Source organism: Nannocystis bainbridge (assembly GCF_028368995.1).
In the GTDB taxonomy this organism is placed as follows: Bacteria; Myxococcota_A; Polyangia; order Nannocystales; family Nannocystaceae; genus Nannocystis; species Nannocystis bainbridge.
The window spans coordinates 478,455-503,447 of the sequence record NZ_JAQNDL010000002.1; the positions used below are offsets into that span (position 1 = coordinate 478,455).

The following is a 24,993-nucleotide window of genomic DNA, read 5'->3' on the forward strand; positions in this document are numbered from 1 at the left end:
GCGTCAGCTCGACCTGGTCGATATCAGGCCGCCGCCGGCGACGATGGGGAGGTAGTTCCCGCGCTTGCGGTCGCTGCCGTAGTGGGCGCCGAGAGCGACGCGGAGGTGACGCTCGGCCACGGCCTGCTGGTCTTGATCGGCGCGCTGGAGGTTGTGCGCGCCTTCCTCGGCCAGCCGCAGCAGCTCGGCGGAGGGGGCTGGACTCGGTCGGCTCGGCTCGTGCGCCACGGCGAGGACGATAGCGGGGCGCCTGCAGCCGGGCAACGTGCAGTTCCACGCGGGCGCCGCGGGCGCGAGATGGCTTTCGGGACAGGTGTGAAATGGCGCGTGGTGTGGCTGTTAGCTGTCTATGAGGACATGTCCTTAGAGACAGCATCTTGGGTGAGCATAAGGAGCGCCCGTGCTCGACTGCGTCACGCGGTGGGGCTCGAGATCACGAGGTCGCCGTGCGACTCGAGCCGCCGACGCTCATGACTTGGGCGGGACGGTGTAACGCAGCTCGATCAGCCCGCGCGGGAAGCGGGTCACGGCGGTGAGCTCGAGCGGGCCCGGCAGGGCGGCGGGCAGCAGCGGGGCGCCGGCGCCGAGGACCACCGGGATCACGCTGAGCACGATCTCGTCGATCAGGCCGTGGCGGGCGAACTGGGCCGCCAGGTGGCCGCCGCCGACCAGCCAGACGTGCTTGCCCGCGGCGGCGCGGACCATGTTGGGGTGGACCGCGGCGAGGTCGTCGGCGGTGAAGCGGATGTCGGCGCCCGGCACGGTCGGCAGCGCGCGGTGGGTGAACACCCAGGTCGGCATGCCGGCGTACGGCCAGACCTCGAAGCCCTCGGCGAGGATGAACTCGTAGGTCGCGGCGCCCATCGCCAGCGCGCCGACGCCGGCGAGGAAGGCCTTGTAGTGGGCGTCGAGGCCCTCGACGTCGTTGAACTGAAACAGCCATTGCAGGCGGCCGTCGGCGTCGGCGATGAAGCCGTCGAGGCTGGCCGCCACGTAGTACTGGGTTCGTGTCATGCGGCGAGCATGACCGCGAACCCTGACAGGACCTGTCAGTGATTTTCCGGCAAGATGCAGGCGTGCGCTCGAGCCGACTCCTGGCCCTCTTGCTGGTGCTGCAGCGGCGTCAACGGGCCACCGCGGCCGAGCTGGCGGCGGAGCTCGAGGTGTCGGTGCGCACGCTCTACCGCGACGTCGCGGCGCTGGTGGCCGCGGGCTTTCCGCTGTGGACCGAGCCGGGGCCGCACGGGGGCGTGCGCCTGGTCGAGGGCTGGCGCACGCGGCTCGACGGGCTGACGGCGGAGGAGGCGAGCGTGCTGTTCCTGTCGGGCGCGCCGCAGGCGGTCACCGATCTCGGGCTCGGCGCGGTGGCCCTGTCGGCGCGGGCCAAGGTCGACGCCACGCTGCCGGCAGAGCTGCGCGATCGGGCGGGACGGATCCGCGAGCGCTTCCTGCTCGACGCGCCGGCGTGGTTCTCGCGGCCGGAGCCGCTGCCCGCGCTGCCGATGGTCGCGACCGCGGTGTGGGAGAGCCGCGCGCTCGAGCTGCGCCACGGCGGACGCCCGGGCAGCCGCCGCGTCGAGCCGCTCGGGCTCGTGCTCAAGGCCGGCATCTGGTACCTGGTGGCGCGCGCGCGCGGCGAGGTGCGCACGTACCGGGTGGGGCGGATCGATCACGCGGAGGTGCTGGCCGAGACGTTCGCGCGGCCGCAGCAGTTCGACCTGGCGGCCTGGTGGGCGGCGTCGTCGGCGGCCTTCGATCTGTCGCTGCTGGTGTATCGCTGCCGCCTCCGCCTGTCGCCGGCCGCCCAGCGAGCGCTGCCGCGGGTGGTGCCGCATGAGGTGGTGCGCCGCCTGCTGGCCGAGGCGGGCCCGGCCGACGCGCAGGGGTGGATCGAGCTCGAGCTGATGCTCGAGGGCGAGGAGGTGGCGGCCGATCAGCTGAGCGGCCTCGGCGGCGGGGTGGAGGTGATCGAGCCGGCGGGGCTGCGACAGCGGCTGCATGCCGTCGGGCTCGAGATGGCGCGCCGGAACGCTGGCCCGTGAATGGGGTTGCTCTTGGGACATGTCATCGAGGACATGCCTTAAAGTACAATGCTTCGAAGACAGGACCTTCAGGACATGTCCGAAGGTTCGTTCGCGGGATGCGCCCGCTTCCAGTTCATGCGATCGATTTCGTCGATGAGGCATGGGGGCGTGGAGCGACGGCACGCGCCCCCATGCGTTGCCCGGTCGCTTCGCCGCGGTCCGGGTGGCATCTACGCCGGCTGCGCAGGGCCCTCGCGGGTCGTCCTGGTCGGCTCCCCGAGGTGGGTTTGCGAAGGTTGTCGCGCGTCGCGCGAGCGCGGGATGCCTCGCCATCGCTCGCGCGGGCGACCTATGCTCGCGGCCTCAAAGGTAGTCCATGCGCATTCAGCGAAATCTCATCCTCTCGGTCGCCCTCGCGGCGGCCTGCGGCGACGATACGGTCGTCGTCACCGACAGCGACAGTGCCTCCTCGACGACGACCGGCTCGACGACCGGGGTCGAGGCGACCACCCAGGATGTCACGCCGACCGAACCCGGCACGACCACGACCGGGATGACCGGCACGACGACGACGGGCACCACCGATCCGACCACGGGGCAGGTGTCGGCGACCGAGTCGACGAGCGAGACGACGACGACGACGACCGGGGAGACGACGACGAGCGAGTCGACGACGACGAGCGAGACGACGACGACGAGTGAGACGACGACGACGGGCGAGACGACGACGACGGGCGAGACGACGACGACGACGGGCGAGACGACGACGACGACCGGCGAGACGACGACGACGACGACGACGACGAGCACCGACACCGGCGAGAGCTCGACGACCGAGGGCGAGACGGGCGGGCCGGTCGAGGAGGGCTTCGGCTACGCGGGGATGTCGGGCAACAACTCGCTGGTGATCTTCGACCCGCAGACCAAGCAGGTCGTCGGCGCGCCGGTCAGCCTGCTGCCGCACGCCAGCTATCCGTACGACGCGACCATCAAGCCCGACGGCGCGGAGGTGTGGGTCGTCGGCGCGGTCGGCGACGGCGTCAAGGTGCTCGACACCGCGACCGGCCTGCTGTCGCAGCAGATCAGCCTGACCGGGGTGGGCGAGTATGCGGTCGACGTGCTCTTCAACCAGGACGGCTCGCGCGCGTACGTCAGCTCGCGCGACAGCGACGCGCTGGTGTTGATCGACACGGCCAGCTACTCGGTGATCGGAGCGATCGCCGTGCCGGCCGGGATGGAGGGCGGCAAGGGGGCGCTCGATCCGTGCACCGGCGCCGTCCACCTGGTCGACTGGTACGAGAGCAACCTGATCCGCTTCGACCCGGTCACGGAGACGATGGCCAGCAAGCCGCTCGGCGATTCGCTGTGGGACCTGCGCATCGACCCGTCCGGCTCGACCCTCTACGTGACCGACCGCGGGCTCGATGTCGTGCACGTGCTCGACGTCGCCACGCTCGAGGTGCAGGGGACGGTGTCGGTCGGCAACGACCCGTGGGGCATCGACATCACGTCGGACGGGGCGCTGGTGGTGGTCGCGTGCGAGGACGACGCGACCGTGCACTTCATCGACACCGCCTCGTTGACGAGCACGAGCCTGGCGCTGCCGGCCGGCGCCGACCCGCGCGACGTCGAGATTAGCCTCGATGACGCGCGCGCGTACGTGCCGACCGGCGACATCCCCGGCAACGACGGGGTCTACGAGATCGACCTCGCCACGCAGACGGTGACGGGGCTGATCGACTTCGGGATCAGCGCCAACACCAACGTGGTGGCCGTGAAGCCGCAGCCGGTCGCCTGCGAGCCCTGAGGGCCGCGGCCGGGGGTATGCTCCCGGCCGGGATGGCCGCGCCGGACGATCGTCGAGGAGCCAGCGGGCGCGTGGATGCTCTGCCGGTCGCCGCCTCGTCGTTCGTCGGCCGCGCCGCCGATCTCGAGGCGATCGCCGATCGCTTCGAGGACGGGGCGCGGCTCGTGACGATCACCGGGCTCGGCGGGATGGGCAAGACCCGCCTGGCCCAGCGCTTCGCGAAGGCGCAGGCCAGCAGCTACGCGGCGCCGGGAGCCGGCGGGGTGTGGTTCTGCGATCTCACGGGGGTCCGCGGCCGGGCGGGGTGCTGCTCGGCGGTCGCGTCGGCGCTCGGCCTGCAAATCACAGCGGACGAGGCCGCGCTGGTCGAGCAACTCGGGGCCGCGCTGGCGCGGTGCGGGCGGATCCTGATCGTGCTCGACAACTTCGAGCAGCTCGCCGAGGTGGCCGCGGTGACGCTCGGCGCGTGGCTGCGGGCGGCCGCGCGGGCGCGGTTCGTCGTCACTTCGCGGGTGGCGCTCGGCGTCGATGGCGAGCACCTGTGGCCGCTGCAACCACTCGAGTTGCCGCCGCCGGAGCTGCGCGAGCCGGCGGAGCTGGCTGCGGTGGAGTCGGTCGAGCTGTTCGTCCGCCGCGCGCGCCAGCTCCGCCCCGATCTGGTGCTGCGACCGGAGGATCTGTCGGCGATCGCCGAGGTGGTTCGGCGCCTCGAGGGGATCCCGCTGGCGATCGAGCTGGCGGCGGCGCGCGTGACGGTGCTGTCGGTGATCCAGCTGCGCGACCGCCTGGTCGATCGGCTGGCGCTGCTGGTGCGCCACGGCGAGAGCGGACGCCACGCTTCGATGCGCCGGGTCATCGCCGAGACCTGGGATCAGCTCGAGGCCGGCGAGCAGGACTGCCTCGCGGGGTGCACGATCTTCGCCGGCGGCTTCACGCTCGCGACCGCCGAGGCGGTGCTCGCCGAGGACGTGGGGCCGGTGCTGCCGCGGCTCGAGTCGCTGTGCCTGCGCTCGCTGGTGCGCGCGACGCCCCGGCTCGAGCTCGAGGGCGAGCTGCGGTTCTCGCTGTTCGAGACGATCCGCGAGTTCGCGGCGGCGCGCCTGTCGGCGATGCCCGAGCTGGCGGCGCGGCTCGCCGGACGCCACGCGAGCGTGTACGCCGGGCTCGCGCGCACGCTCGCGGCGCCCGCGGTCGGTGGCGGGCCAGCGGCGGCGCGGCTCGACCTCGAGCTCGACAACCTGGTCGCGGCGCACGCTCACGCGCTAGCGAGCAGCGATGCCGAGGCCGCCGAGCGGGCGCTCGTCCTGGCGTGCGCGGCTCACCGGCCGTCGATGCGCCGCGGCATGGTCGGGCACGCGCTGCGCTTGCTCGACGCGGCGATCGCCAGAGCCGGGGCCACGGCCGCGCCGGCGGACCTCGCCGCGGCCGTGCTCGCGCGAGGTCGGGCGCACCGCCTGCTCGGGGCCGGGCAGGAGGCGCGCGCGGACTTCGTGGAGGGGACCGCGCTGGCGCGCTCGGCCGTCGATCCGTCGCAGGAGGCGCTCGGGCGGATGCTGCTGGGCGAGCTGGTCGAGATCGACGGCGCCACCGCGGAGGCGCGCGAGCACTTCGCGGCCGCGCTGGCGTGCCTGGTCCGCGCGCCGGACGATCCGCTGGCGCCGCTGCGCGAGGCCGAGATCCGCACGCGCCTGGCCCACGCGTACCGGCGCGAGGGCCAGCTCGATCGCGCGGAGCAGGAGATCGATCGCGCGCTGGCGCTGCACCGCGCGGCCGAACACTGCGAGGAGCTGCCGCTGGTGCTCTACGAGGCGGGGGTGATCGCGTGGTTCCGCGGCCGTCACGAGGAGGCGCTGGCGCGCTACGACGAAGGGCTCGCGCGGGTCGAGGCGAGCGATCCACGGCACGCCCGCGGCGCGCTGTCGTACGTCCGCGCGATCCTGCTGCAGGAGCGGGGCGACCTCGACGCCGCGTTCGACCACTACGTCCGCGCGCTCGCGCTGATCCGCGTCAGCGGCAACCTCCACCTCGAGGCCAGCGCGCTCTATTACTTCGCGGGCGCGCACCTCGAGCGCGGCCAGCGTGACGACGCGGCGCGGTTGCTCGAGCGCGCGCTGAGGATGTTCCACGAGCTCGAGATCCCCCGCTACCAGGCGCTGACCGAGAGCTGTCGCGCGACGGTGTTCGCGCTCGCCGGCGAGGTCGAGGCGGCGCGTCGCTGTCTCACCGCCGCCGAGCGGGCCGCCGCGGCGTGTCGCTCCGAGGGCGCGCTGACGGCCACGGTGGCGATCCACGGGCTCCACGTGCGCATGACGACCGCCGCCCCGGCGGCCCGTGCGGGGCTGTTCGAGGAGGCGCGCGCGCTGGCCGAGGCGTACCCGAGCGACGACTCTCGCTTCGCGCTGCGGGTCGCGCTCGCCAGCGTGGCGCACGGCGAGCCGCCGGGAGCGCCGCTGATCGTGCGCGCCGGCGGCCAGGCGTTGCGCCTGCCGGGCGCCGCGGTGGACGTCGATCTGCGTCGCCGGGTGCCGCTGCAGCGGATCGTCCTGGCGCTGGCTCGCAAGCGGATCGAGGCGCCCGGCGAGGCGCTCGCGCTCGAGGAGCTGCTGGCCGCCGGTTGGCCCGGCGAGCGCGTCGGCGACAGCGCCGGGACCAATCGCGTGCACGTCGCGCTGTCGACCCTGCGCAACCTCGGGCTGCGCGCGGTCCTCGTCAGCAGCCGCGAGGGCTATGCGCTGACTTCGGCGAGCCCGTGCGTGCTCGAGCAGTGATTCGGACGCATCGAGATCGAGTGATGCGCGACCGGTCCTCTCTGCGGAATTTCGAGGCGACTGCCTTAAGCGGAGCCGCGAACATTTAAGAGCTCGCGGCGATTGTTTAAGCGCTACGGGCGAGGCGCGCCGCGGCCCGGCTCATGGCGATCGGATAGGCTCGCCGGATGTTTCGTGACGAATTGATTGCGTTCTCCTGCGTGCTCGCGCTGGCCGCGTGCGGCCCGATCGCAGGCGACTCCACCGGGAGCAGCAGCACCGATGCCAGCGCTGGCTCGACCACGACCGGCGAGCCGACCTCGACCGGCGTGCAGCCGACCACCGGCGAGGCGACGAGCACGACCGGCGAGCCCACCACGCTGACGAGCACGACCGAGGCGAGCACGACCACGGGTGAGCCCGGCCTGTGCGACGTCGTCCAGGGCGATCACGCCGCCGCCTGCCGCGAGCCGGATTGTGCCATCACGGTCGACCTCGAGATCCGCTGTCAGGACGGCGGGCTCGGGGTGCCCGGGATGGGCGTCGCCGCGGCCCCCGACGCGACCTGGCTGGTGACCGCGAGCTGGAACGAGGCGCTGCTGTTCCGCGCCGACGCCGACGGCGCCGAATCGATCGGCGGCGTGATCGATGCTTACCCGGGCAAGCAATTCCAGATGACCCTGGGCCCCGACGGGGCGCCGCACATCGTCGTCGATGCCACGGCGATCCCGAACTACACGGACGGGCTGCGCCACCTCGGGCTGGTCGGAGGGTCCTGGACCGACACGCTCGTCACCGACGGCGAGCAGTACGTGCCGGCCTTCGACGTCAAGGTCGACAGCGCGGGCCGCCCGCACGTGTTCTTCGACGGGCCGAAGAACGCCGACTACGCCGCGGCCGTGCGCGAGGGCGAGACGTGGACGACCCATGACATCGCCTCGGCGGGGTCGTGGGCGCGCTTCGTGCTCGGGCCCGACGACCAGGAGATCGCGCTCGGCGTCGCCGACGATCATCTGCATGCGCTCGTCGACGGCGAGGCGGTGCCGCTCGGATCGAGCTTGCCGCTGACCGTGCGCTACCAGGCCGCCTCTGCCCCCGTCGGTCCGACGATCGCGGCGGCGCTGCAGCTCGGCGACGCGCTCGAGGTGGCGTGGGGACCGAACGGCGGCGCGGCGGGGATCGCCGGCACGGCGCCGGTCGGCAACCCCTGTGGATCGATCGACGCCGACGGGCCGGACGCCACGTGCCCGGGCCCGTGTCAGGACGATAGTGTCGGCATGCAGCCCGAGGCGTTCTCGTTCGCGCGCACCGCCGACGGCGTCGGCTGGCTCGCGTGGGTGGTGACGCATCGCGATGTCGCGTCCCACTACGAGCTGGGGCAGATCGAAGGCGATTATTTCTGCGTGGGCCAGGTGGACAGCGATGCGACCACCGGGGTGCTGCACCTCGCCCGCGTGCCGCTCGGCGCCGGCGCGCCGACCGAGGTCCTGGTCCTGCCGGTCGCCGACGTCGTCCCCTCGGGACCGCCTCAGGGCGGCCCTCGCCTCAGCGCGGTGACGCTCGAAGCTTTTGATCGTGACCTCGCGCTGGCGCTGCGCCTGCGCGACGACGTGGACTCGTACATCCGCGTGATCCGCCTGGACACGCTGGCGCTGCCGTAGCCGGCGAGCGTGAGGCTCCCGCTCGCGGAGGCCGCATGCAAAGGGCGAGATGCGGAGGCTCGCAATATCCATCGATGGACGGCGCTGGAGGAGCGCCGCGAGCCTTCGCGTCCGCGCGACGGCTCGCCGTGATGACGCGCCTATCTTGCGACGCTGCGGTCAGTCGTGGACGCAGCCGTGGCGGCCGTCGAAGCGGGCGTCGGCGGCCCAGAAGCCGAGGGCGACCGCGTGCACGCGCTTGTTCTCGCGGTCGATCGTGGCTCTGGCGACGTTCGGCGAGACGCGGGTCCAGGCGGCGCACTCTTGCTCGCTCAGCTCCATCACGAACAGGCAGGAGCACATCTCCTTGGCCTTCTGGCGCACGGCGAGCTCGGCGTCGTTGTTGTCGTAGGCCTCGGCGTTGCAGGCGGCGAGGGCGAGGGTGCTGGCGAGCAGGGCGCGGCGGATCATGGCGAGTCCTCGGCGGCGAGGGCGAGGGCGAGCTCGAGGTAGCGGTTCTGGTCGAAGCCCGCCTCGCGGTCGTCGGCGGTGCGCACGAGGACGAGGTCGGCGGAGGGGATGACGAAGATCGTCTGACCCCAGTGACCGAGCCCGGCGAAGGTGTCGGGCGGCGCGGCCGGCCAGCGGCGCTCGTGCGCGAGGTCGGGGACCGGCAGGTTGAGCCACCAGTGGCGCCCGGGCACGGCGTCGCCGTCGCGCAGGAAATGATCATAGGACTCGCCGACCTGAAACGAGGGGTTCGGCTGGGTGCTGGCGGCGATCCAGCCCTCGGGCAGCAGCTGCTCACCGGCCCAGCAGCCCTCGCGCAGGGCCAGATAGCCGAAGCGGGCCAGGTCGCGCGGGGTCGCGTAGACGTAGGACGAGCCGACGTAGGTGCCGGCCAGGTCGCGCTCGAACATCGCGCTGGTCATGCCGATCGGGTCGAACACGAACTCCCACGGATAATCGCCGGCGAGGCCGGGGCCGAGGGCGCTGGCGAGCACGGCGGACAGCAGCACGGAGTCGCCGGAGCTGTAGCGATAGACGGTGCCGGGCGTCTCGGCGAGGCCCTGCGAAGCCACGAAGGCGGCCATGTCGCCGGAGCCGATGCCGTAAAGCATGGCGATCACCGACGACAAATAATAAGGGTCGTCCTCGTAGCCCTCGTTCCAGTCGATCCCGGAGCCCCAGTCGAGCAGGTCGCCGACAGTGACGTCGCACAGCTCCGGGCCCGGGTCGTAATGATCGCAGATCGAGTCGTCGACGGTGAGCGCGCCGCGGCCGACGCCGACGCCGACCATCGCGTTGAGGAAGCTCTTGGACACCGACCAGGCGAGGTGGCGGTTGTGCCGGGCGTAGCCGCGAGCGTAGCGCTCGTAGACGATGCGGCCGCGGTGGACGATGACGACGCCGTCGGTGCGGATGCCCTTGCGATCTTCGTCGCGGCCGGTGAGCGTGAAGAGGTAGTCGTCGGCGGCGTCGGCCGTGGGACCGCGGACGAGCGCCTCGGGCCAGTCGGCCGCGGGCCAGGTGACGCCGGTGGGACAGGCCGCGGCGGCCTCGCGGGCGACGAGCAGCGACGCGACGGTGCAACAGGAAAGGACCAGCCGCTGCATCAGAACTTGAACTCCAGGACCGGGACGATCATCTCGTTCGCGGCGGTCGGGGTCGGGTTGCGCGGCCGCCGGGTCAGCTCGGCGGTGATCGTCGCCAGGCCGCTGTTGAGGAACGCCTCGCCGAGCACGATCGCGGTGGCGTGGCCGAGGTTGCGGAAGTCGGCGCCGCCGACGACCGCGCCGATGAAGATGCCGAGGTGCGAGATCTGGTTGACGAGGAAGCCGGGCCAGAAGCGATCGCGGCCCGGCGCGATGGTCCGCCCGACCGCCCACTGCACGGTGTAGTTGAGGATCGGCGGCAAGAAGGCGCCGAGCATCAGGGCGCCGATCGCCGGGCCGAGGCCGTGGCCGGTCTCGCCGACGCGGGTGGCGACGAAGTAGGTCGCCGGCTGGATGATGATGGTGCTGAACACGCCGGCGCTGAAGTGCGAGAACACGAAGTTGCCGTCGGTCGGGCCGCGCTCGCGGCGACGGCGTTCGCGGCGGGTGGTCGCGGGCGCCGGGGCCGGCTCGCTGGCGGCGGCTTCGGGGGTGGCGACGGCGGCGGTGGAGGTCGGCGGCGTCGCGGTCGGGCCCGGCTCGCGCAGTTCGCCGGCGCACGCGACGAGCGCGAGGCAGCCGGCGAGGAGGGTGGGACGGTGCCCCTGCATGCGGCCGAGGATACCGCAGGCGGCGGCGGGCCAGAAGGACCGCGGGAGCCCGTGCGAGGCCGGCCCGCGAAGGGCGTCAGGGACTTCGGGAGCGCGCGGTCGGCGGGTCACGAGGTCTGCGCCGGCCCAGGGCCACCGCGAGCGCGGGCGAGAAAAAAAATCGAGGGCCCACGAACCACCCCGCGGAGTCCCATCACTAAGCCTCGGACGGTGATGGCCGCGTGTCTGCTCGACTCGGGCCCCGTCACACGCCCCTTGGAGGAGTCCGCCATGAGTCCGCGCATTGTCACTGCCCGAAGTGTTTCTTTCGCCATCCTCTTCGTAATGATGGGACCCACAGTGGTCCAGGCCGAGCCGCTGGTGTGGCCGACCCGCGGGGAGGCGCTTCCCCCCGACACCTATATCACCACGTCCGGCCACGCCTTCACGACCAACGCGATCGACTTCTCGGCGCTGCGCTGGGACGCGAGCGCCGGTCAGTATTCGATCTGGAGGGCCGACGCGACCTCGCCGCTGACCGTCGACGATCACGCGGCGTTCGGCACCGCGCTGTTCGCCCCGGAGGACGGCTTCGTGGTCGCGTGCTTCCACAATCACCCGGACAGCCAGGATCCGACCGTCAATCAGTGCCCCGGCGGGAACTGTCCGGCGGGCCTCAACGAGGGCGGCAACTTCATCATGATCGTCGGGGCCGACGGCGATCACGCCGTCACCCTCGCGCACCTGCAAGAGGACTCGATCCCGCCCGGACTGTGCCCCAACGCCTCGACGCCGCCGGTCGCCAACGCGGGCTCTTGCAGCATCTCGGGCATGGACGCGATCCGCGACGAGTTCCGCCTCGACATCCAGAACCCCGGCCAGCCGTATCCGCTGGTGTTCAAGGGCGATCTCGTGGGCAGGCTGGGCCACAACGGCAACTCGACCGGGCCGCACACCCACGTGCACTGGAAGCCGTTCGCGTTCGACGGCTCCGACAATCCTTGTGAGGGCGATTCGGAGCCGATCGAGTGGTTCGAGGGCTACCGGCAGAGCCGCACGCCGGGCGTGGCGCCGACTTCCACCTGGACGCAGATGGACGGCCACGAGGTCGTCGACGGGGTCAGCCTGCTCGTCTGGCCGGACCCGGTCGGCTGGGCCTTCAGCCCGCTCGCGTACGGCCACGACGCCTCGAACCTGCACCTGTACTCGTATGGGGCCGGCGGCGTCGGGGCCTACCAGGACGCCACGGGCAACCTCGACATCCGCACGTGGACGGTGTCGACCGCCGGCGTGGTGACCGACCAGGACCTGCGCGAAGAGGGCGCCGTCCTGGACGTCGCGCTCGCCGGGCCGATGAGCTCGCGCGACGTGATCGCGGTGATCCGCGGCTCCAACGGCGACCTGAAGCTCATCCCGTACGACGTCGACAGCAGCGGCAACATCACGCGCCTGACCGGCCAGGAAGAGGACGGCGGCGCGGTCAGCCAGGTCGCGGCGGTGAAGTCGCCGACGCACATGGGCGTGGTGGTGGCGGTCCGGGACGGCAGCGGCAACCTCGAGGTGATCGACTACACCTCCGACATCTCGCTGAACCTCACCAAGGAGGTCGACGAGGGCAGCGGCGGGGCGATCCGCGACATGGCGATCACGAGCGTCCAGGTCGAGTTCCAGGGCGTGGTGACGGCGGAGCTCAAGCAGTCGAACGGCGAGCTGATCGTGCGCAGCTTCGACGTGCCGACCGGCGGCGGGGTGTTCGCGGCCGACGACTTCGCGTCCGGCGTGCTGGCGACCGCGGTCGACATCGACACGGTCCCGGTCGGCCTCGGCGAACAAGTCGTGACCAGCGTGCAGCTCGCCAGCGGGGTGCTGCGCCTCGATACGTGGGAGGTCGATGTCGCCGGCACGATCGTGCACAACGAGACGATCTCGACCGACGGCACCGTCAGCGCGCACTCGGGCACCCACGGGGGCAATGGCGATTTCCTGACGGCCGTCGTCGACTCCACCGACCACGCGCGCCTGATCAGCTGGCAGGTCGCGAGCGACGGCCAGCTCCGCCGCAGCGGCACCCGCCTCGGCCGCGAGACGACGGCGCTCGCCGTCATGCGGGCGAACGATTCGGTCGGGCACGTCACGCTCCTCTACACCGATGAGAATGACGCGCTGAACCTGCGGGTCTACGATCGCAACTACGATTCGAACCTGTGAGGGCGCGCGGCGAGCGGCGAGGTCGTGACCGTCGCCGCTCGGTCCGCGAGTTTCACGAGCGGGCGGACGCATACCGGCTGCCTCGATGCGCGGCGCCGCGAATGGCGTGTCATGACCGCGAGTCATCCGAGCGGTTCCGCGAGGGAGCAGGTGCCTCCGCAGTTCACGGGTGGATACCCTCGTGGGGCCTGGTGTCCTCGATTGTCCTGCGCGATTCGTGGGAGGGCGCCGGCGAATGAGCCGTGTCGATTGTCGGCGATACGATGATTCGCGGTGTCGTGATTTTATCGGTGACAGCGATATCGATATCGACAGTCGCACCCGTATGCGCTGCCGACATATCGTGCGTGGCGAAGGATGGGATCAGCCGCCGTGATCCGCCAGCCAGGCCGCGACGCGTGCGGCGTCGGCGTCGCCGGCCGGGGTGGCGAGCGCGCGGAAGCCCTGCGCGGCGCTCGTGGCCAGGCGCAGCGCCTCGTCCTGGCGCTGGTCGGTGTCGGCCAGGGCGCGCGCCAGCAGGAAGCGCACCTTCGCCAGCAGCGAAGGCAGCACCTGGTGCCGCTCGAGCAGCGCCTGCGCCCGCTCGAGCGGTGGGATCGCCGTCGCCGGCGCGCCGCGCATGACGTGCGCCTCACCGATGCCCGCGAGCGCGAACGCGTTGTCGATGAATTCCGCGCCGTGGGCCCTCTCTTTGAGGGCGAGCGCTCGCTCGTGGTGGTCCAGCGCGGCCGCGAAGTCGCCGCTGCGCAGGAACACGTTGCCGAGGTTCTCGAGCGCGTTGCCGATCTGCTCGTGGTCCGCGCCGAACACCTCCTCGTAGAGCGCGCGCGCCTGCTCGTGGGCGGCGAGGGCCGCTGCGAAGTTCCCGAGCTCGCTCTCGGCGTTGCCGAGCGCCGACAGGGCGTCGGCCGCGAGCGGGCCGGCCCCCGCGGTGGCGGCGAAGATGCGGTGCGCTCGCTTCGCCGCGTCGACGGCCTCGTGCAGCCGGCCCAGTCGGCGCAGCGCGCTGCTGTGATGCTCGAGGATGAGCGCGACCTGCGGGTGGTCCGGCCCGCGCGCTGCCTCGACGATGGCGAGCGCCTCGGCGAACGACGCCTCGGCCTCGGCGGCGCGATCCTCGAGCATCGACTGATTTCCGACCCGCACCAGCAGCGCGCCGTGGGCCGGGTGTTTGGCGCCGAACAGCCGCAGCGACAGCGCCGTCGCGCGCGCCAGGTAGTCGCGGGCCGCCGCGGCGTCGCCCTCGGCGCTGGCGGCCATGGCAAGGAGCTCGAGCGACTGCGCGGTCTGGCGGTGCTCCGCGCCGAGCCCCTGCTCGCGGGCGGCCAGCGCCGCCGCGTACTCGGCCCGCGCGCCGGCGAAATCGCCGTCATTGTAGCGCAGGCTGCCGAGGTTGGCGTGCAGCGCCCCTTCGAGCTCCGGGTCGGCGCCCCAGCGCGCGAGCGCGGCCTCGGCGTGGAAGGCCCACTCGCGGCCGGCCTCGAGCTGGAACAGCTGCGAGCCGACCACGAACACCAGATCGATGGCCGCGCGCGCGGCCGTGCGATCGTGGCGGCCGGCCTGGGCCGCCGCATAGGCCGCGCGCAACGTGGCCTGCGCCGCCGCGGGATCGACGGCCTGCAGCTGCACGGAGCCGAGAGTCTCGAGCGCCTCGGCCTCGGTCGAGGGGTGGCCGAGCGCGCGCGCCCGCGTGACCGCCCGCGTGGCCTCGACGAGCCCCTCCTGGTGGCGCCCGAGCGAGGCCAGGAACTTGGCCTGGGCCAGCACGGCCTCGATGGCGCGCGCCTCGGCGGCCTGCTGGGTGCCTTCGGGGGCCCGCACGGGCAGGCGCAGCGCCTCGAGGTTGGCGCAGGCGGTGATGCTCGGCAGCTGGAAGGCGGCGTCGACGGCCTTGGTGACCCCGTCGGCGTCGGCGGTGCCGAGCAGGGCCGTCAACGTCCGCACCTCTGTGAGGCGGCGATCGAGGCAGAGCATGCGCAGCGACAACAATTCGTCCGATTGTTCCCCGCGCACGCGGGTGGCCTCGCACGCCTCGGTGTGCATGGCCGACCACGCGCGCTCGTAGGCGTCGAGCGTGCGCGCGACGGTGTGCCAGTCGTCCTCGGCGTGGGCCAGGCCGCTGGCCGCGAAGCGCTCGTGGATCGCCTGGCGCGCCGGCTCGCTCCACACCGCGGCGAACCTGGCCGCGCTGCCCTGACACAGCGGCGCCGGCTCGCCGGCGAGGCGCGTCGCGGCGACGACCGAGAGCCCGAGAGCGACCGCGCCGAGCCCGACGAACGCGCCGCGCCGCCAGGTCTGCCGCGGGTCGCGGGACAGCGCGTCGAGCAGGGCGTCCATCGACGGGAACCGCTCCTCCGGGGCCAGGCGGAGGCCGCGTTCCAGGACCCGGCGGACGAACGCGGGCACCGGCGGATCGCCGGGCAACGCGGGCAGCTTGCCGCGCTGGGCCTCGGCGCGCAGGACCTCGCGGGTGTTGATCGAGAACGGGCGCCGCTGGTACAGCGCGGCGAACAGGGCGACGCAGAAGCTGAACTGATCGGCGCTGGCATCGACCACGCTGCGCTCGAACTGCTCCGGCGCCATGAAGGCGGGGGTCCCGAGGAACGCGCCCGCCTGGGTGATCGTGTGGCCCGGCCCGGCGAGCTCCGCGGCGACCTCGACCTCGGGCTCGGTCCGCGCGGCGCTCGAGCGGACCAGGCCGAAATCGACCACGCAGACGCGCCCGTCGCGGCCGACGAGCACGTTGGCCGGCTTGAAGTCGCGGTGGATGAGCCCCTCGGCGTGGGCCGCCGCCAGGCCGCGGCCGACCTGCTTGAACACCTCGACGACGGCGCGCCACGGGTGCTGCCGCTGCGCCAGCCAGGCGCCGAGAGTGACGCCGTCGATCAGCTCCATGGCGATGAAGACGCTGGCCCCGAAGGTGCCGACGTCGTACACGGCGACCACGTTGGGATGGGACAGCCGCGCGAGCGCCTGGGCCTCGCGCATCAAGCGACCGCGCAGCTCGTGCGAGCGGGCGAACGCGGCGCTGCGCAGCAGCTTGAGCGCGACCTTGCGGCTCAGCTCCGGATCGTAGGCGGCATAGACGACGCCGGTGCCGCCGACGCCGAGCGTCTCCAGGACGACGTAGCGGCCGACGAGGGCGCCGCGCAGGAGCAGCCGCGGCGACGCGGCGTCGGCGTCGGCGGCATCGGTGGCGGACGCCGACGAGGTGCTCTTCGCGAGCGCGGACAGCAGCCGGCGACACGCGCCACAGCCGGCCGCGTGGGCCTCGACGCGGCCGCTCTCCTCCGGCCCGAGCAGCCCCGCGACGAACTCGGTGATGGTGTTCTCTTGCGGACAGACCATCGCCGGCAAGAGATAGGGCGGCCGGGCGAGCGTGTCCACAGCCGCGAGGCCCCGCGCCGGTCGTCGTCACCGAGGACCGGAGCGCCGTCACTGCGCGCACCGGCGCCGGCTCAGGTGCGATCGATGACGCCGACGCTGAGCTGGCTCTGGGCGAACTCGAGGAGCCGCTCGAGCTCGTCGCCCCACAGCTTGTGATGGGACATCAACGACCGCCGCACCTGCGCCAGCAGGCCGCCGCGGATCCGCGCCAGGCTGCGGCTGATGGTCGACGGCGCCACGTCGTAGAGGCGGCCGAGCTCGACGACCCCGACGCCGTCGAGGTGATACTGGAGCAAGAGCATGCGGTCGCGCGCCGGCAGGGCCGCGATCGCCCCGTTGAGGGCCGCCTGCACGATCTTGCGGGCGTCCTGCTTGAGCTGCGCCAGCTCCGGGCTGTGCCCCGGATCGACGCTGAGCGCGTCGAGCAGGTCGTCGTCCGTGGGCTGCTCCCGCTCCGGCCGCGCGCCGTCGATGACGATGCGCGTGGCGACCGTGCGGACCCAGCGGCCGAGCTCGCCGCGCCCGCCGTAGCGCGCGATCCGGGCCGGCGTGTCGCCCTGGGCCAGGAACAACTTCTGGCGCAGCAGCTGCTTCTGATCGTCGGTGGTCCGGCGGTCGCGGGCGATGAACTCGGCGTCGAACGCGGCGATCGCCGCCGTCGAGCCGCCGGCGCACGCACACGTGAGGGCCAGCTCCGCGAGGCGCAGGCCCGCGAGCGCGGCCTCGACCGGCTCGGGGCCCGCGGGCAAGCGCGCGGCGACCCAGGCCGCGTAAGCCTCCGCGTCGACGGCGACGCCTGGCCAGCGGCGGTCGGCGTCCGCGAGGGCCGCGACGAGCAGCCGCTCGACGGCCTCCGCGTCGTGGTCGCGCTGCCCGTCGAGCAGCGACAGCAGGCGCGTGGCCGGGCGCATGGCCGCGATCCTAAGCCTTCGCGGGAGGATCGCCGAGACCCTCCGGCGAGCCCCGGCGACAAATCACCGGGGGATGCCGGACCTCCGGCGCGGAGGTCGACCGCCGCCGCGACGCCGGACAATCGGCCGCGCACGGGCTCGAAAAAAATCCGCAAAACGCCGGAGCGACCCCCGTCCTCCTGTCGGACCGGGCGCAAGCACCCGGACGAGCGAACATGTCCTTCTCATCTTTTCGAACGACGGCCCGCCCTTCCTCTCTCTTTTGCGCAGTGCTGATCGCAGCGGCTTGCGGCGAAGATCCGCAGATCACCAGCGCGACCGGGGCTTCGGCCGCGGACTCCGAGACCTCCGGTGACACCTCCGGCGGCGATCCGACCGGGGGGACCGAATCGACGGCGACGTCGGCGGACACCTCCGTCCCGACCTCGACCTCGCCCGCGACGACGGAAGGCACCGAAGGCACGACGCCCGGCACCTCGACGGACACCGGTCCGATGGCGACCAGCCTGGCCACTGACACGACCACGGAGACCGACACCACGGTCGCCACGACCGGCGAGACGAGCGAGACCGGCGTGACGAGCGAGACCGGCGAGACGAGCGAGACCGGCGAGACCGGCGAGACCGGCGTCGATCCGTGCGGGCCCGACAGCGAGGGGCCGCTGCTGAACTGCTTCACCGGCTGTCCGCCCGAGCTGTTCGCGGTCCCGCCCTACGTCGAGGAGTTCGACGATCCGGCGCAGTACGAGGCTCACTGGAACGGCACCTGGGCGGCGCCGACGGTGGCAGGTGGCTCGCTGAATTTCGGCCCGCACCCGATGACGGACGACTGGTGGGACAACTACAGCCCGACCTGGTCGAAGGAGACCTACGGCGACGCGCTGCTGTGCGCGCGCATCCGCCTGACGCCGCCGATGATCGCCGTCCCGGACGAGGAGATGTTCGAGATCACGTCGCGCGTGCCGGCCGACGCCGCGTTCGAGAGCGGGGCGATGTCGCTGGGGCTGCTCACCGCAGACGCGCGGCTGGTGTTCCGCACCCGCATCGACGAGGCCGAGTGGCAGGAGCACGCCGAGGCGACCTTCCCGCTCGACCGCGGCACCGAGAACACGCTCGACGTGCTGATCTACGCCCAGGGCGACAAGTACGTGGCCGAGCTGCGCAACGCCGCGTACCCGGGCGAGATCACGGTGCTGCCGGCCTCGGCGCAGTTCAGCCCGACCGGCCTGGTGACGCTGCTCGGGTGGCGCAACAGCATGGCGCTCCACGTCGATCGCCTGGTGCTCGGCGGACCCGCCGCGGACGTGCTGCCCCGCCTCGTGGCCGAGCTGCCGTGAGGGCCGGCGAGGCCGCGCGAGCGAACGGGCGATCGCGGTGAGAGACGCGCGCTCGCGGCCCAAGGTCGCGGGCGTCGATCGCGGGCCTTCGGGGCCCTTTCTCGAGGGACAAGTCGAGGCGTGCCGGATCTTCGCGGCGCGAGGCGCCGAGCGGCCGACGCGGGCTTGTCGCGGCTCGGTGATCACCGGTGGTGATGCGCGGCGAAGATCATCGCGGGCCTTCGAAAACCTGTCTCGAGGGACATGTCGATTTGCGGGCCGCTCGCGGGGCCGCGCCCGGCCTCATTGTAAACTCCCGGTTTACAGCGCAGCCAATGCAAGATCGCTTCCTTCTGCCTCGCGGCCGCGTCATCGTCGAGGTGGGAGGATGGTTTTGGACATGACCTTAAAGACATCTCATCACGAGCACGCCCTGAGGACCGCGGCGGGGTTGGTCGGACGGCCGCGGCTGCGGTTCGGGCTGATGTTGACGCTGGTCGCCGCCTGCGGGCCCGGCCTGGGCGAGGGCAGCGACGGCGCGAGCGATGGTTCGACGGCCACCACCGGGGCCGACGCGGCCACGCTGGCGACCACGAGCGCTGGCGCGAGCGCGACCGGCGACGACGCTTCGACGGGGGAGGCGACCACGACGGCGACGACCAGCGGCGAGGCGAGCACCACCACCGGCGCCGACACGCTGCTGACCGACGCCACGACCTTCGCCACCACCACCTCGACGAGCTCGGGCACCAGCGAGACCGGCGAGACCACCGGCGAGACCACCGGCGATACGACCGGCACTGATACCGACACCGGCACCAGCACCGGCGAGCTCGACGACTGCGTCGATCGGCGCTCCGGCGAGATCGATTTCCGGTGCTGCGAGGCCCAGGACTGGCGGCCGCAGCCGCAGTGCACCCCGTGGGGTCCGCCGGCGCCGCCGGCCGCGGGGCACGATCGCCTGCAGCGGGCGCGGGCGGCCCGCGGGAGGTTCGTATGACAAGCCTCGATCTGCGCGGCGCGGCCGACCGCGCCGACCTGCGGCTCGGCGCTGGCGCGCTGGCGGGCCTCGACGAATTCGATCGTCAGTCGGCGATCCTCACCTGGCGCGGGCGCATGCTCAACGAGCACGTCTCGGCCCGCGTGTTCTCGACGCTGGCGCGCCAGCTCGAGCGCGCGGGCGTGCGCGGCGATCGCCCGGCCCGCGTCGGGGCGATGGTCGCCGAGGAGTGGCGCCACGCCGATCGCTGCGCCGCGGTCGTCGAGGTGCTCGGCGGCGATCCGGTGGTCGCGCTGCCGGCCCTGCCGCCGGTGCCCGAGCACGAGGACGCGGACGCGATCGAGGCGGTGCTGCGCAACGTGATCAGCGTGTCGTGCCTGAGCGAGACGGTGGCGGTGGCGCTGATCGACGCCGAGCGGCGCGCGGCCGGGCCGCCGGCGCTGCAGCGGCTGCTGGCGGAGATCCTCGCCGACGAGGTCGGGCACGCGCGGTTCGGCTGGCGGCTGGTCGAGGAGTACGCGCCCTCGCTGTCGCCGACCCTGCGCGAGCGCCTCGGCGACTACCTGGTGATCGCGCTCGACGACCTGGCGACCCACGAGCTGTCGCACTTGCCGGCCCGCCCGAGCCCGTCGAGCGCGGCGGAGGCGGTCGGGGTGTGCGACGGCCACGCGGCCCGCCGGCTGTTCTTCGCCACGGTGAACGAGGTCATCGTGCCGGGCCTGGAGGCGTCGGGGCTGCCGGCTCTGTCGGCGTGGCGCGCGGCGCAGGAGCTCGGCGCCTGGGCGAGCGCGCAGAAGGTCGACCCGCGGGCCCGCATGACCGCCTGAGCGCGGCGATCGAGGGGGCGAGTCGACGTGTCGCGGCGGACATGTCGTCGCTGAAGGTGCGCGAAGGGACATGTCGTGACGGGCATGTCCTTTCGTGGTTCAGCGGACATGTCCTCGCAGAAGGTGGCGAATGGACATGTCGTAAAGGGCATGTCCGTTCGTGCTGCAGCGGACATGTCGGCGCAGAAGGTGTGCGAATGGACATGTCGTAAAGGGCATGTCCTCTCGTGGTTCAGCGCGCGCTGGACGGCCGTCGCGGTCACCTTCATGGACATGCCCGATCGGGCATGTCCTCGGGAGCATGTCCGTATCGACATGTCCGCGAGGACATGCCGCTTCGTCAGGCGATCGGCGTGCGCGCCAGCTCGCCGGCCAGGGCGCGGTAGACCGCCTGGCGGGGGTCGTGGTCGCGGTACAGCAGGCGGAAGTAGTCGATCAGCAGGGCGACGCCGGGGAACAGGCGGCGCAGGCGGCCGGCTCGCAGCTCGGCCTCGATCAGGTAGAGCGGCAGCACGGCGACGCCCTCGCCGGCGAGCACCTGGACCTTGACGGCGGCGCCGAGGCCGAGCCAGCGGTGGCCGCCGAAGCGGGGCAGGGCCGGGGCCGCGGGGGCGCCGCTGAAGTAGTGGAAAAGGGGCGTGCGGGCGTCGATGTCGAGCAGGACGTGGCGCGGGACGTCCTCGGGGCGGGTCAGCGGCAGGCGGTCGAGCAGCTCGGGCGCGCCGACGAACGCGTAGCGCTCCTCGTGCAGGCGCTCGGCCAGCAGGCGGCTGTCCTCGAGCTTGGCCGAGGTGACGGCGCAGTCGACCAGGCCGCTGCGCAGGCGGTCGACGATCTCCTGACCTGACCCGAAGAACAGGTGCATCGTCACCCGCGGCAGGGCGGCGCGCAGCTGCGGCAGGGTGGGGACGATCCACGACATGCCGAGCTCGAAGCGGGTGCCGAGGGTGAGCTCGATCGGCGGCGGGTCGTCCTCGCCGCGGACCACGCGGACGCACGCGGCCGCCTCGCCGAGGCAGGCGCGCGCGCGCGGCAGCAGCGACAGGCCGGCGTCGGTGAGGCGCACCGAGCGGGTGGTGCGGACGAACAGGCTCGCGCCGAGCTGCTGCTCGAGCAGGCGGATCCGCTGACCGACGGCGGCGGGGGTCAGGGCGAGCGCGCGGGCGGCTGTCCTGAAGTTCAGGTGCTCGGCGGCGGCGACGAAGCAGCGCAGGCTGTCGATCGCGGGCAGGTCGCTGGCGGCCGGCGGCGCGGGCCGGTTCACGGGTGGTCCTGGCGGTACGACAGCAGCGCCGCCGCGTGCGCGCGCTCGGCCCGGGCCTGGGCCCGCTCGCGCGGCTCGTCCCAGGCGGCGGCGGCCAGCCAGTCGGCCAGCGGATCGATGGCCGCGGCCAGGCTGCGAGCGCGACGCAGCAGGGCGATCCGGTCGGACAGCCACGGCTCGCGGATCGCCCGCGTGGCCTGCATCGTGTCGGCTCGTGGATCGATGGTCACGGTCACCGGCGGCAGCGCGGCCAGGTCGAGCGCCGGATCGCCGAGGCGCAGCGCGTCCCAGCCGAGCACGTACCACGCCCCCGCCGGCGTCACGCACAGGTTGCCGGGCCGCAGCAGGGCGCCGTGGACCGGCAGGTCGGCCGGCACGGCGAACGAGTTCGAGGCGCGCACCTGGGCGGTCACGCGGTCGACCTCGGCGGCCAGCCAGGCGAGCGTGGCGGTGTCGACAAAGGCCGGGCCGGCGGCGCGAGCGGCCCGCAGGGACGCGGTGCAGCGGACGAACTGGTCGACGAGGTAGGCCTCGCAGCAGGTCGGCGCCGGCCCGGGCAGGCGCGAGGCGAGGTCGCGGTCGGCGTGCAAGCGGCCGATCATGGTGGTGAGGACCCGGGCCAGATCTGGCGCTTCGGACAGGTCGCGCACGACCACGCCGTCGACGTGCTCGCGCAGCAGCCCGGCGTACGGCGTGTCGACGATCTCGAGCCAGCCGCAGATCCGCGGCGCGTGGTAGCGGGTGGCCAGCGTCGCGCCGAGGTCGTGCCAGCGGCGCAGGGCCGCGTGGCCGGCCGGGTCGGCGGCGAGCTCGAGGTCGAAGCGCGCGCCGGCGTCGGCGATCGAGAACGAGGCCCGCGAGGCGGCGGCCCGCTCTGCCACGTGACGCACCGTGAGCGTCGCCGGGTCGAGCGCGAGTCCGGCCGCGAGCATGCGGAACTGGGCCGTGACGCGCGGGATGAGCTCGGACAAGATCATCGAGGCGGGACACTATACGCCCGCCCGGGCCGCGGCAGGAGGGCCCCCGCAGATCGGCCGCTGCGCCCGGGATCGCGCGGCCCAGGCGGGTCGCCCGGCGCGCGCCTCGGGGCCGGCCGGCGTGTTAGCCTGGCGAACATGCCCACGTCCGACCCGATGCAGCGGCTGGCCTCGCGGGGCGTCGCCGCGGCCGCCGTGATGGTCCTCCTCGGCGGCGCCGCCCTGCTCGCCCTCGAGAGCTGCGCCCAGACCGGCGGCAGCAAGCCGATCCAGGCGGCCGAGCCCCGCCCCGCGCAGGACCCGGGCCCCGCGCCGCAGCCCGAGCCCGAGCCGCAGCCGGATCCGATCGTGCCCCGTCCAGAGGACCACCCGCCGCCGGTGACGTGAGCGCGGGCGGGAGCCGAAAGGACATGTCCATGAGGACATGCCGCAAAGGGCATGTCTCCACGGACTTGTCCATGAGGACATGTCGTTTCAGGCATGTCCTCCGGGACAGAGCGGCCGCGCGCGGTGTGGCCGGGGCGGCGGCGTGGTAGCGTGAGGTCGATGTCGAAGCCGCCCGAACCACCCGCCACCGCACTCCCGTCCCGTCGCACGCCGCTGGCGCTCGCGGCTCTGGTGCTCTCGCTCGCGGCGGCCGGCTGCACCGGCACCGCCCCGGCGCCGAAGACCGGCGAGAAGGAAGCTGCGCCCAAACAGCCCGGCGACCAGCCCTACGCCCCGCCGCCCGACGCCAGGGTCGAGCCGCGGCCGCAGCCCGTGCCGCAGCCGGAGCCGCAGCCGGAGCCGCAGCCCAGGACCGACCCCGAGCCGCAGCCGGTCCCGCGGCCCCACCTGCCGCCGCCGACCTGAGCGGGATGCGGGAGCCTGCGCACGAGCCCCACGGATCTGCCGACTGGCTCCGCGGGCCGCGCTTCGATCTTTCGCTGATCGTCGGCGTGCTGGCGCTGGCGCTGGTGCTCGGCGGGGCGGCGTGCGCCTCGCCGGCGCTGTTCGCCGCGGTGCTCGCCCTCGACTTCTGGCTGCTGGCCTACCCGCACGCGGCCTCGACCTTCACGCGCATCGCGTTCGATCGCCAGGCGGCGCGCGCCCACGGATTCTTGCTGTTCGGGCTGCCGCTGCTGGTGTTCGCGGGCACGGCCGGGGCGGTGGCGCTCGGCGGAGTGCTCGCGCTCAACACGATCTACTTCTATTGGCAATCGTGGCACTATACCCGCCAGAGCTACGGGATCGCCCGCGCCTATCACCGCCATGCAGGGGCCGATCCGGGGGGTGATCGGCTCAGTGATCTGGTGGTGTTCGCCTGGCCGCTGTGGGGCCTGCTGCACCGCGCGCACCAGGAGCCGCGGCTGTTCTACGGCGGGCCGATCTGGATGCCGCCGGCGCCGCGGTTGCTGGTGATCGTCGCCGGGGCGCTGGCCGTCGGGGCGCTGGCGCTGTGGACGGTCCGGCACGTGCGAGCTGCCGGCGCCGGCCGGCCGCGCAGCACCGGGCACGCGCTGTTCGTGCTGTCGCACGTGGTGATCACGGCGGTCAGCTACCTCGTGGTCCGCGAGATCACCCTCGGCTGGCTCTTCATCAATATCTGGCACAACGCGCAGTACCTGCTGTTCGTGTGGGCGATGAACGCCCGCCGGTTCCGCGGCGGGATCGACCCGCGCCGGCCGTTCCTGTCGCGCCTGTGCCAGCCCGACCAGGTGCTGCGCTATGTGCTGGTGTGCCTGGCGCTGTCGTCGGCCTTCTACTTCGCGCTCGGGCAGGCGACGGGGCGGATGACGTGGGAGGTGCTGCCGCTGGTGCTGGTGTGCCATCAGACTGTCAACTTTCACCATTACGTGGTCGACGCGGTGATCTGGCGCTCGCGCGGCCGGGCCGCATGATGCTTGGGGCATGCCTGATGAGTCATGTCCTCGAGGGCATGTCTCGCGGGGCATGTCCCGGAGGTCATGCCTCGTCGAGCGCGGCGGCGCGGGCCAGGTGCTCGCGGACGCGGCGGACGTCGCGGCCGAGGGCGGCGGCGCGCTCGCGGTGGGCGAAGGCGACGAAGCGGCGCAGCTCGGCGTCGTCGGGCCGCTCGCGCACGAGCGCCTCGTAGACGGCGAACACGCCCGGCCAGTCGGGCTCGGGGCAGCGCCAGCGCCGGACCTCGGCGCAGCCCTCGGCGAGGGTGTACTCGTCGAGCCAGCGGTCGTCGCCGTCGCCGGTCGAGCGCACGAACAGGCGCGCGTCCGCGAGGTGCACGGCCAGGCGATCGAGCGCCCAGTGGAGGTTGCGCGCGTCGATGTAGCAGACGTCCGACAGCAGCTCGAGCGACAGCAGGTCCTGACCGGGCTCGCCGTGGTCGAGCGACCACCCCCACGCGTGGGCGTCGCGGTTGATGCGTCGGAGCGGCCAGTGCTGCGCCGGCAGGGCCTCGATCGCGGCGTCGAGCTCGGCGGTGGCGCCCGCTCGCACGGGGATCAGGGCCCGGTAGTCGTCGAGCCACGGCGTGACCTGCTGGAACCACAGGCGATAGCGGCCGTAGAAGGCCGGGTCCTGGTCGCGGACAAAGGCGCGGACGACGGGGAGAGGCTGCGGGTGCATGCGGGCCCGGGGCCAGCATGGCACGCGCGGGCGCATCGGGGCGAGCGAACCCGAAAG

At 73.0% G+C, this 24,993-nt stretch carries 21 protein-coding genes; 11 read left to right on the plus strand and 10 right to left on the minus strand.

Going from position 1 to position 24,993, the window contains the following annotated elements; translation table 11 throughout:
- Window positions 1–3: 3 nt before the first annotated feature.
- Together POL25_RS19580 and POL25_RS19585 are read right to left on the minus strand one after the other, a co-directional pair.
- Window positions 4–228: a hypothetical protein gene (locus tag POL25_RS19580; RefSeq protein ID WP_272087626.1), complete on the minus strand. Its 225-nt coding sequence runs from the start codon at window positions 226–228 to the stop codon at window positions 4–6.
- Window positions 229–468: 240 nt separating this feature from the next.
- Entirely contained in the window at window positions 469–1,014 is a 546-nt protein-coding gene (locus tag POL25_RS19585; protein ID WP_272087627.1) for a dihydrofolate reductase family protein, read from the minus strand.
- A 62-nt stretch (window positions 1,015–1,076) separates the two neighbouring features.
- Between POL25_RS19585 and POL25_RS19590 the strand changes: the two genes are divergently transcribed.
- From POL25_RS19590 to POL25_RS19605, 4 genes are all read left to right on the plus strand, one after another.
- The gene (locus POL25_RS19590) at window positions 1,077–2,042 is read left to right on the plus strand and encodes a helix-turn-helix transcriptional regulator (protein ID WP_272087628.1); all 966 of its coding nucleotides are present in this window, start codon (window positions 1,077–1,079) and stop codon (window positions 2,040–2,042) included.
- 358 nt (window positions 2,043–2,400) lie between these two features.
- Window positions 2,401–3,831, plus strand: a complete 1,431-nt coding sequence (locus tag POL25_RS19595; RefSeq protein WP_272087629.1) for a YncE family protein — start codon at window positions 2,401–2,403, stop codon at window positions 3,829–3,831.
- A gap of 71 nt (window positions 3,832–3,902) precedes the next feature.
- Entirely contained in the window at window positions 3,903–6,599 is a 2,697-nt protein-coding gene (locus tag POL25_RS19600) for an ATP-binding protein (RefSeq protein WP_272087630.1), read from the plus strand.
- Window positions 6,600–6,766: 167 nt separating this feature from the next.
- The gene (locus POL25_RS19605) at window positions 6,767–8,239 is read left to right on the plus strand and encodes a hypothetical protein (RefSeq protein WP_272087631.1); all 1,473 of its coding nucleotides are present in this window, start codon (window positions 6,767–6,769) and stop codon (window positions 8,237–8,239) included.
- A 159-nt stretch (window positions 8,240–8,398) separates the two neighbouring features.
- On the opposite strand, the gene POL25_RS19610 is transcribed toward POL25_RS19605, so the two are convergent.
- From POL25_RS19610 to POL25_RS19620, 3 genes are read right to left on the minus strand one after another with little or no spacing between them, the layout of a single operon-like run.
- Window positions 8,399–8,689, minus strand: a complete 291-nt coding sequence (locus POL25_RS19610) for a hypothetical protein (protein WP_272087632.1) — start codon at window positions 8,687–8,689, stop codon at window positions 8,399–8,401.
- Window positions 8,686–9,834, minus strand: coding sequence for a serine hydrolase domain-containing protein (locus tag POL25_RS19615; RefSeq protein WP_272087633.1), 1,149 nt, complete (start codon window positions 9,832–9,834; stop codon window positions 8,686–8,688). The genes POL25_RS19610 and POL25_RS19615 overlap by 4 nt, the downstream gene beginning before the upstream one ends.
- Complete coding sequence (locus tag POL25_RS19620; RefSeq protein ID WP_272087634.1) at window positions 9,834–10,484, minus strand: hypothetical protein; 651 nt, start codon at window positions 10,482–10,484, stop codon at window positions 9,834–9,836. Before POL25_RS19620 ends, POL25_RS19615 begins: the two co-directional genes overlap by 1 nt.
- Before the next feature lie 324 nt (window positions 10,485–10,808).
- Here POL25_RS19620 and POL25_RS19625 point away from each other — a divergent pair, with 324 nt between their 5' ends.
- The gene (locus POL25_RS19625; RefSeq protein WP_272087635.1) at window positions 10,809–12,671 is read left to right on the plus strand and encodes a hypothetical protein; all 1,863 of its coding nucleotides are present in this window, start codon (window positions 10,809–10,811) and stop codon (window positions 12,669–12,671) included.
- Between the two features lie 363 nt (window positions 12,672–13,034).
- Here the strand turns inward: POL25_RS19625 and POL25_RS19630 are convergent, their stop codons facing one another.
- Together POL25_RS19630 and POL25_RS19635 are read right to left on the minus strand one after the other, a co-directional pair.
- Window positions 13,035–16,019 carry a serine/threonine-protein kinase gene (locus POL25_RS19630; RefSeq protein WP_272087636.1) on the minus strand — a complete coding sequence of 995 codons (2,985 nt, stop codon included), beginning with the start codon at window positions 16,017–16,019 and terminating at the stop codon, window positions 13,035–13,037.
- A gap of 110 nt (window positions 16,020–16,129) precedes the next feature.
- Entirely contained in the window at window positions 16,130–16,969 is an 840-nt protein-coding gene (locus tag POL25_RS19635; RefSeq protein ID WP_272087637.1) for a hypothetical protein, read from the minus strand.
- A gap of 269 nt (window positions 16,970–17,238) precedes the next feature.
- Between POL25_RS19635 and POL25_RS19640 the strand changes: the two genes are divergently transcribed.
- The 3 genes from POL25_RS19640 (at window position 17,239) to POL25_RS19650 (ending at window position 20,112) form a co-directional block, all read left to right on the plus strand.
- Complete coding sequence (locus POL25_RS19640; protein ID WP_272087638.1) at window positions 17,239–18,306, plus strand: hypothetical protein; 1,068 nt, start codon at window positions 17,239–17,241, stop codon at window positions 18,304–18,306.
- Between the two features lie 379 nt (window positions 18,307–18,685).
- Entirely contained in the window at window positions 18,686–19,285 is a 600-nt protein-coding gene (locus POL25_RS19645) for a hypothetical protein (protein ID WP_272087639.1), read from the plus strand.
- The gene (locus POL25_RS19650) at window positions 19,282–20,112 is read left to right on the plus strand and encodes a ferritin-like domain-containing protein (RefSeq protein ID WP_272087640.1); all 831 of its coding nucleotides are present in this window, start codon (window positions 19,282–19,284) and stop codon (window positions 20,110–20,112) included. Before POL25_RS19645 ends, POL25_RS19650 begins: the two co-directional genes overlap by 4 nt.
- A 340-nt stretch (window positions 20,113–20,452) precedes the next feature.
- Here the strand turns inward: POL25_RS19650 and POL25_RS19655 are convergent, their stop codons facing one another.
- Together POL25_RS19655 and POL25_RS19660 are read right to left on the minus strand one after the other, a co-directional pair.
- On the minus strand, window positions 20,453–21,376 hold the full coding sequence (locus tag POL25_RS19655; RefSeq protein ID WP_272087641.1) for a LysR family transcriptional regulator: 924 nt from the start codon (window positions 21,374–21,376) through the stop codon (window positions 20,453–20,455).
- Window positions 21,373–22,353, minus strand: coding sequence for a protein kinase family protein (locus tag POL25_RS19660; protein ID WP_272087642.1), 981 nt, complete (start codon window positions 22,351–22,353; stop codon window positions 21,373–21,375). The genes POL25_RS19655 and POL25_RS19660 overlap by 4 nt, the downstream gene beginning before the upstream one ends.
- Window positions 22,354–22,491: 138 nt before the next feature.
- On the opposite strand from POL25_RS19660, the gene POL25_RS19665 reads away from it, so the two are divergent.
- The 3 genes from POL25_RS19665 to POL25_RS19675 all read left to right on the plus strand — a co-directional run bounded on the left by POL25_RS19665 (window position 22,492) and on the right by POL25_RS19675 (window position 24,233).
- Window positions 22,492–22,740, plus strand: a complete 249-nt coding sequence (locus tag POL25_RS19665; RefSeq protein WP_272087643.1) for a hypothetical protein — start codon at window positions 22,492–22,494, stop codon at window positions 22,738–22,740.
- A gap of 159 nt (window positions 22,741–22,899) precedes the next feature.
- Window positions 22,900–23,205 carry a hypothetical protein gene (locus POL25_RS19670; RefSeq protein WP_272087644.1) on the plus strand — a complete coding sequence of 102 codons (306 nt, stop codon included), beginning with the start codon at window positions 22,900–22,902 and terminating at the stop codon, window positions 23,203–23,205.
- 5 nt (window positions 23,206–23,210) lie between these two features.
- Complete coding sequence (locus POL25_RS19675; RefSeq protein ID WP_272087645.1) at window positions 23,211–24,233, plus strand: hypothetical protein; 1,023 nt, start codon at window positions 23,211–23,213, stop codon at window positions 24,231–24,233.
- A gap of 64 nt (window positions 24,234–24,297) precedes the next feature.
- Here the strand turns inward: POL25_RS19675 and POL25_RS19680 are convergent, their stop codons facing one another.
- Window positions 24,298–24,936, minus strand: coding sequence for a hypothetical protein (locus POL25_RS19680; protein WP_272087646.1), 639 nt, complete (start codon window positions 24,934–24,936; stop codon window positions 24,298–24,300).
- Window positions 24,937–24,993: the final 57 nt, after the last annotated feature.

Bases quoted from the DNA above. Each gene is read 5' to 3' on its own strand.
- POL25_RS19615 (WP_272087633.1), bottom strand. From the start codon at position 9,834: ATGCAGCGGCTGGTCCTTTCCTGTTGCACCGTCGCGTCGCTGCTCGTC.
- POL25_RS19630 (WP_272087636.1), bottom strand. From the start codon at position 16,019: ATGGTCTGTCCGCAAGAGAACACCATCACCGAGTTCGTCGCGGGGCTG.
- POL25_RS19670 (WP_272087644.1), top strand. From the start codon at position 22,900: ATGTCGAAGCCGCCCGAACCACCCGCCACCGCACTCCCGTCCCGTCGC.
- POL25_RS19675 (WP_272087645.1), top strand. From the start codon at position 23,211: ATGCGGGAGCCTGCGCACGAGCCCCACGGATCTGCCGACTGGCTCCGC.
- POL25_RS19660 (WP_272087642.1), bottom strand. From the start codon at position 22,353: ATGATCTTGTCCGAGCTCATCCCGCGCGTCACGGCCCAGTTCCGCATG.
- POL25_RS19625 (WP_272087635.1), top strand. From the start codon at position 10,809: ATGATGGGACCCACAGTGGTCCAGGCCGAGCCGCTGGTGTGGCCGACC.
- POL25_RS19635 (WP_272087637.1), bottom strand. From the start codon at position 16,969: ATGCGCCCGGCCACGCGCCTGCTGTCGCTGCTCGACGGGCAGCGCGAC.
- POL25_RS19610 (WP_272087632.1), bottom strand. From the start codon at position 8,689: ATGATCCGCCGCGCCCTGCTCGCCAGCACCCTCGCCCTCGCCGCCTGC.
- POL25_RS19605 (WP_272087631.1), top strand. From the start codon at position 6,767: ATGTTTCGTGACGAATTGATTGCGTTCTCCTGCGTGCTCGCGCTGGCC.
- POL25_RS19665 (WP_272087643.1), top strand. From the start codon at position 22,492: ATGCCCACGTCCGACCCGATGCAGCGGCTGGCCTCGCGGGGCGTCGCC.
- POL25_RS19595 (WP_272087629.1), top strand. From the start codon at position 2,401: ATGCGCATTCAGCGAAATCTCATCCTCTCGGTCGCCCTCGCGGCGGCC.
- POL25_RS19585 (WP_272087627.1), bottom strand. From the start codon at position 1,014: ATGACACGAACCCAGTACTACGTGGCGGCCAGCCTCGACGGCTTCATC.
- POL25_RS19680 (WP_272087646.1), bottom strand. From the start codon at position 24,936: ATGCACCCGCAGCCTCTCCCCGTCGTCCGCGCCTTTGTCCGCGACCAG.
- POL25_RS19645 (WP_272087639.1), top strand. From the start codon at position 18,686: ATGACCTTAAAGACATCTCATCACGAGCACGCCCTGAGGACCGCGGCG.
- POL25_RS19620 (WP_272087634.1), bottom strand. From the start codon at position 10,484: ATGCAGGGGCACCGTCCCACCCTCCTCGCCGGCTGCCTCGCGCTCGTC.
- POL25_RS19650 (WP_272087640.1), top strand. From the start codon at position 19,282: ATGACAAGCCTCGATCTGCGCGGCGCGGCCGACCGCGCCGACCTGCGG.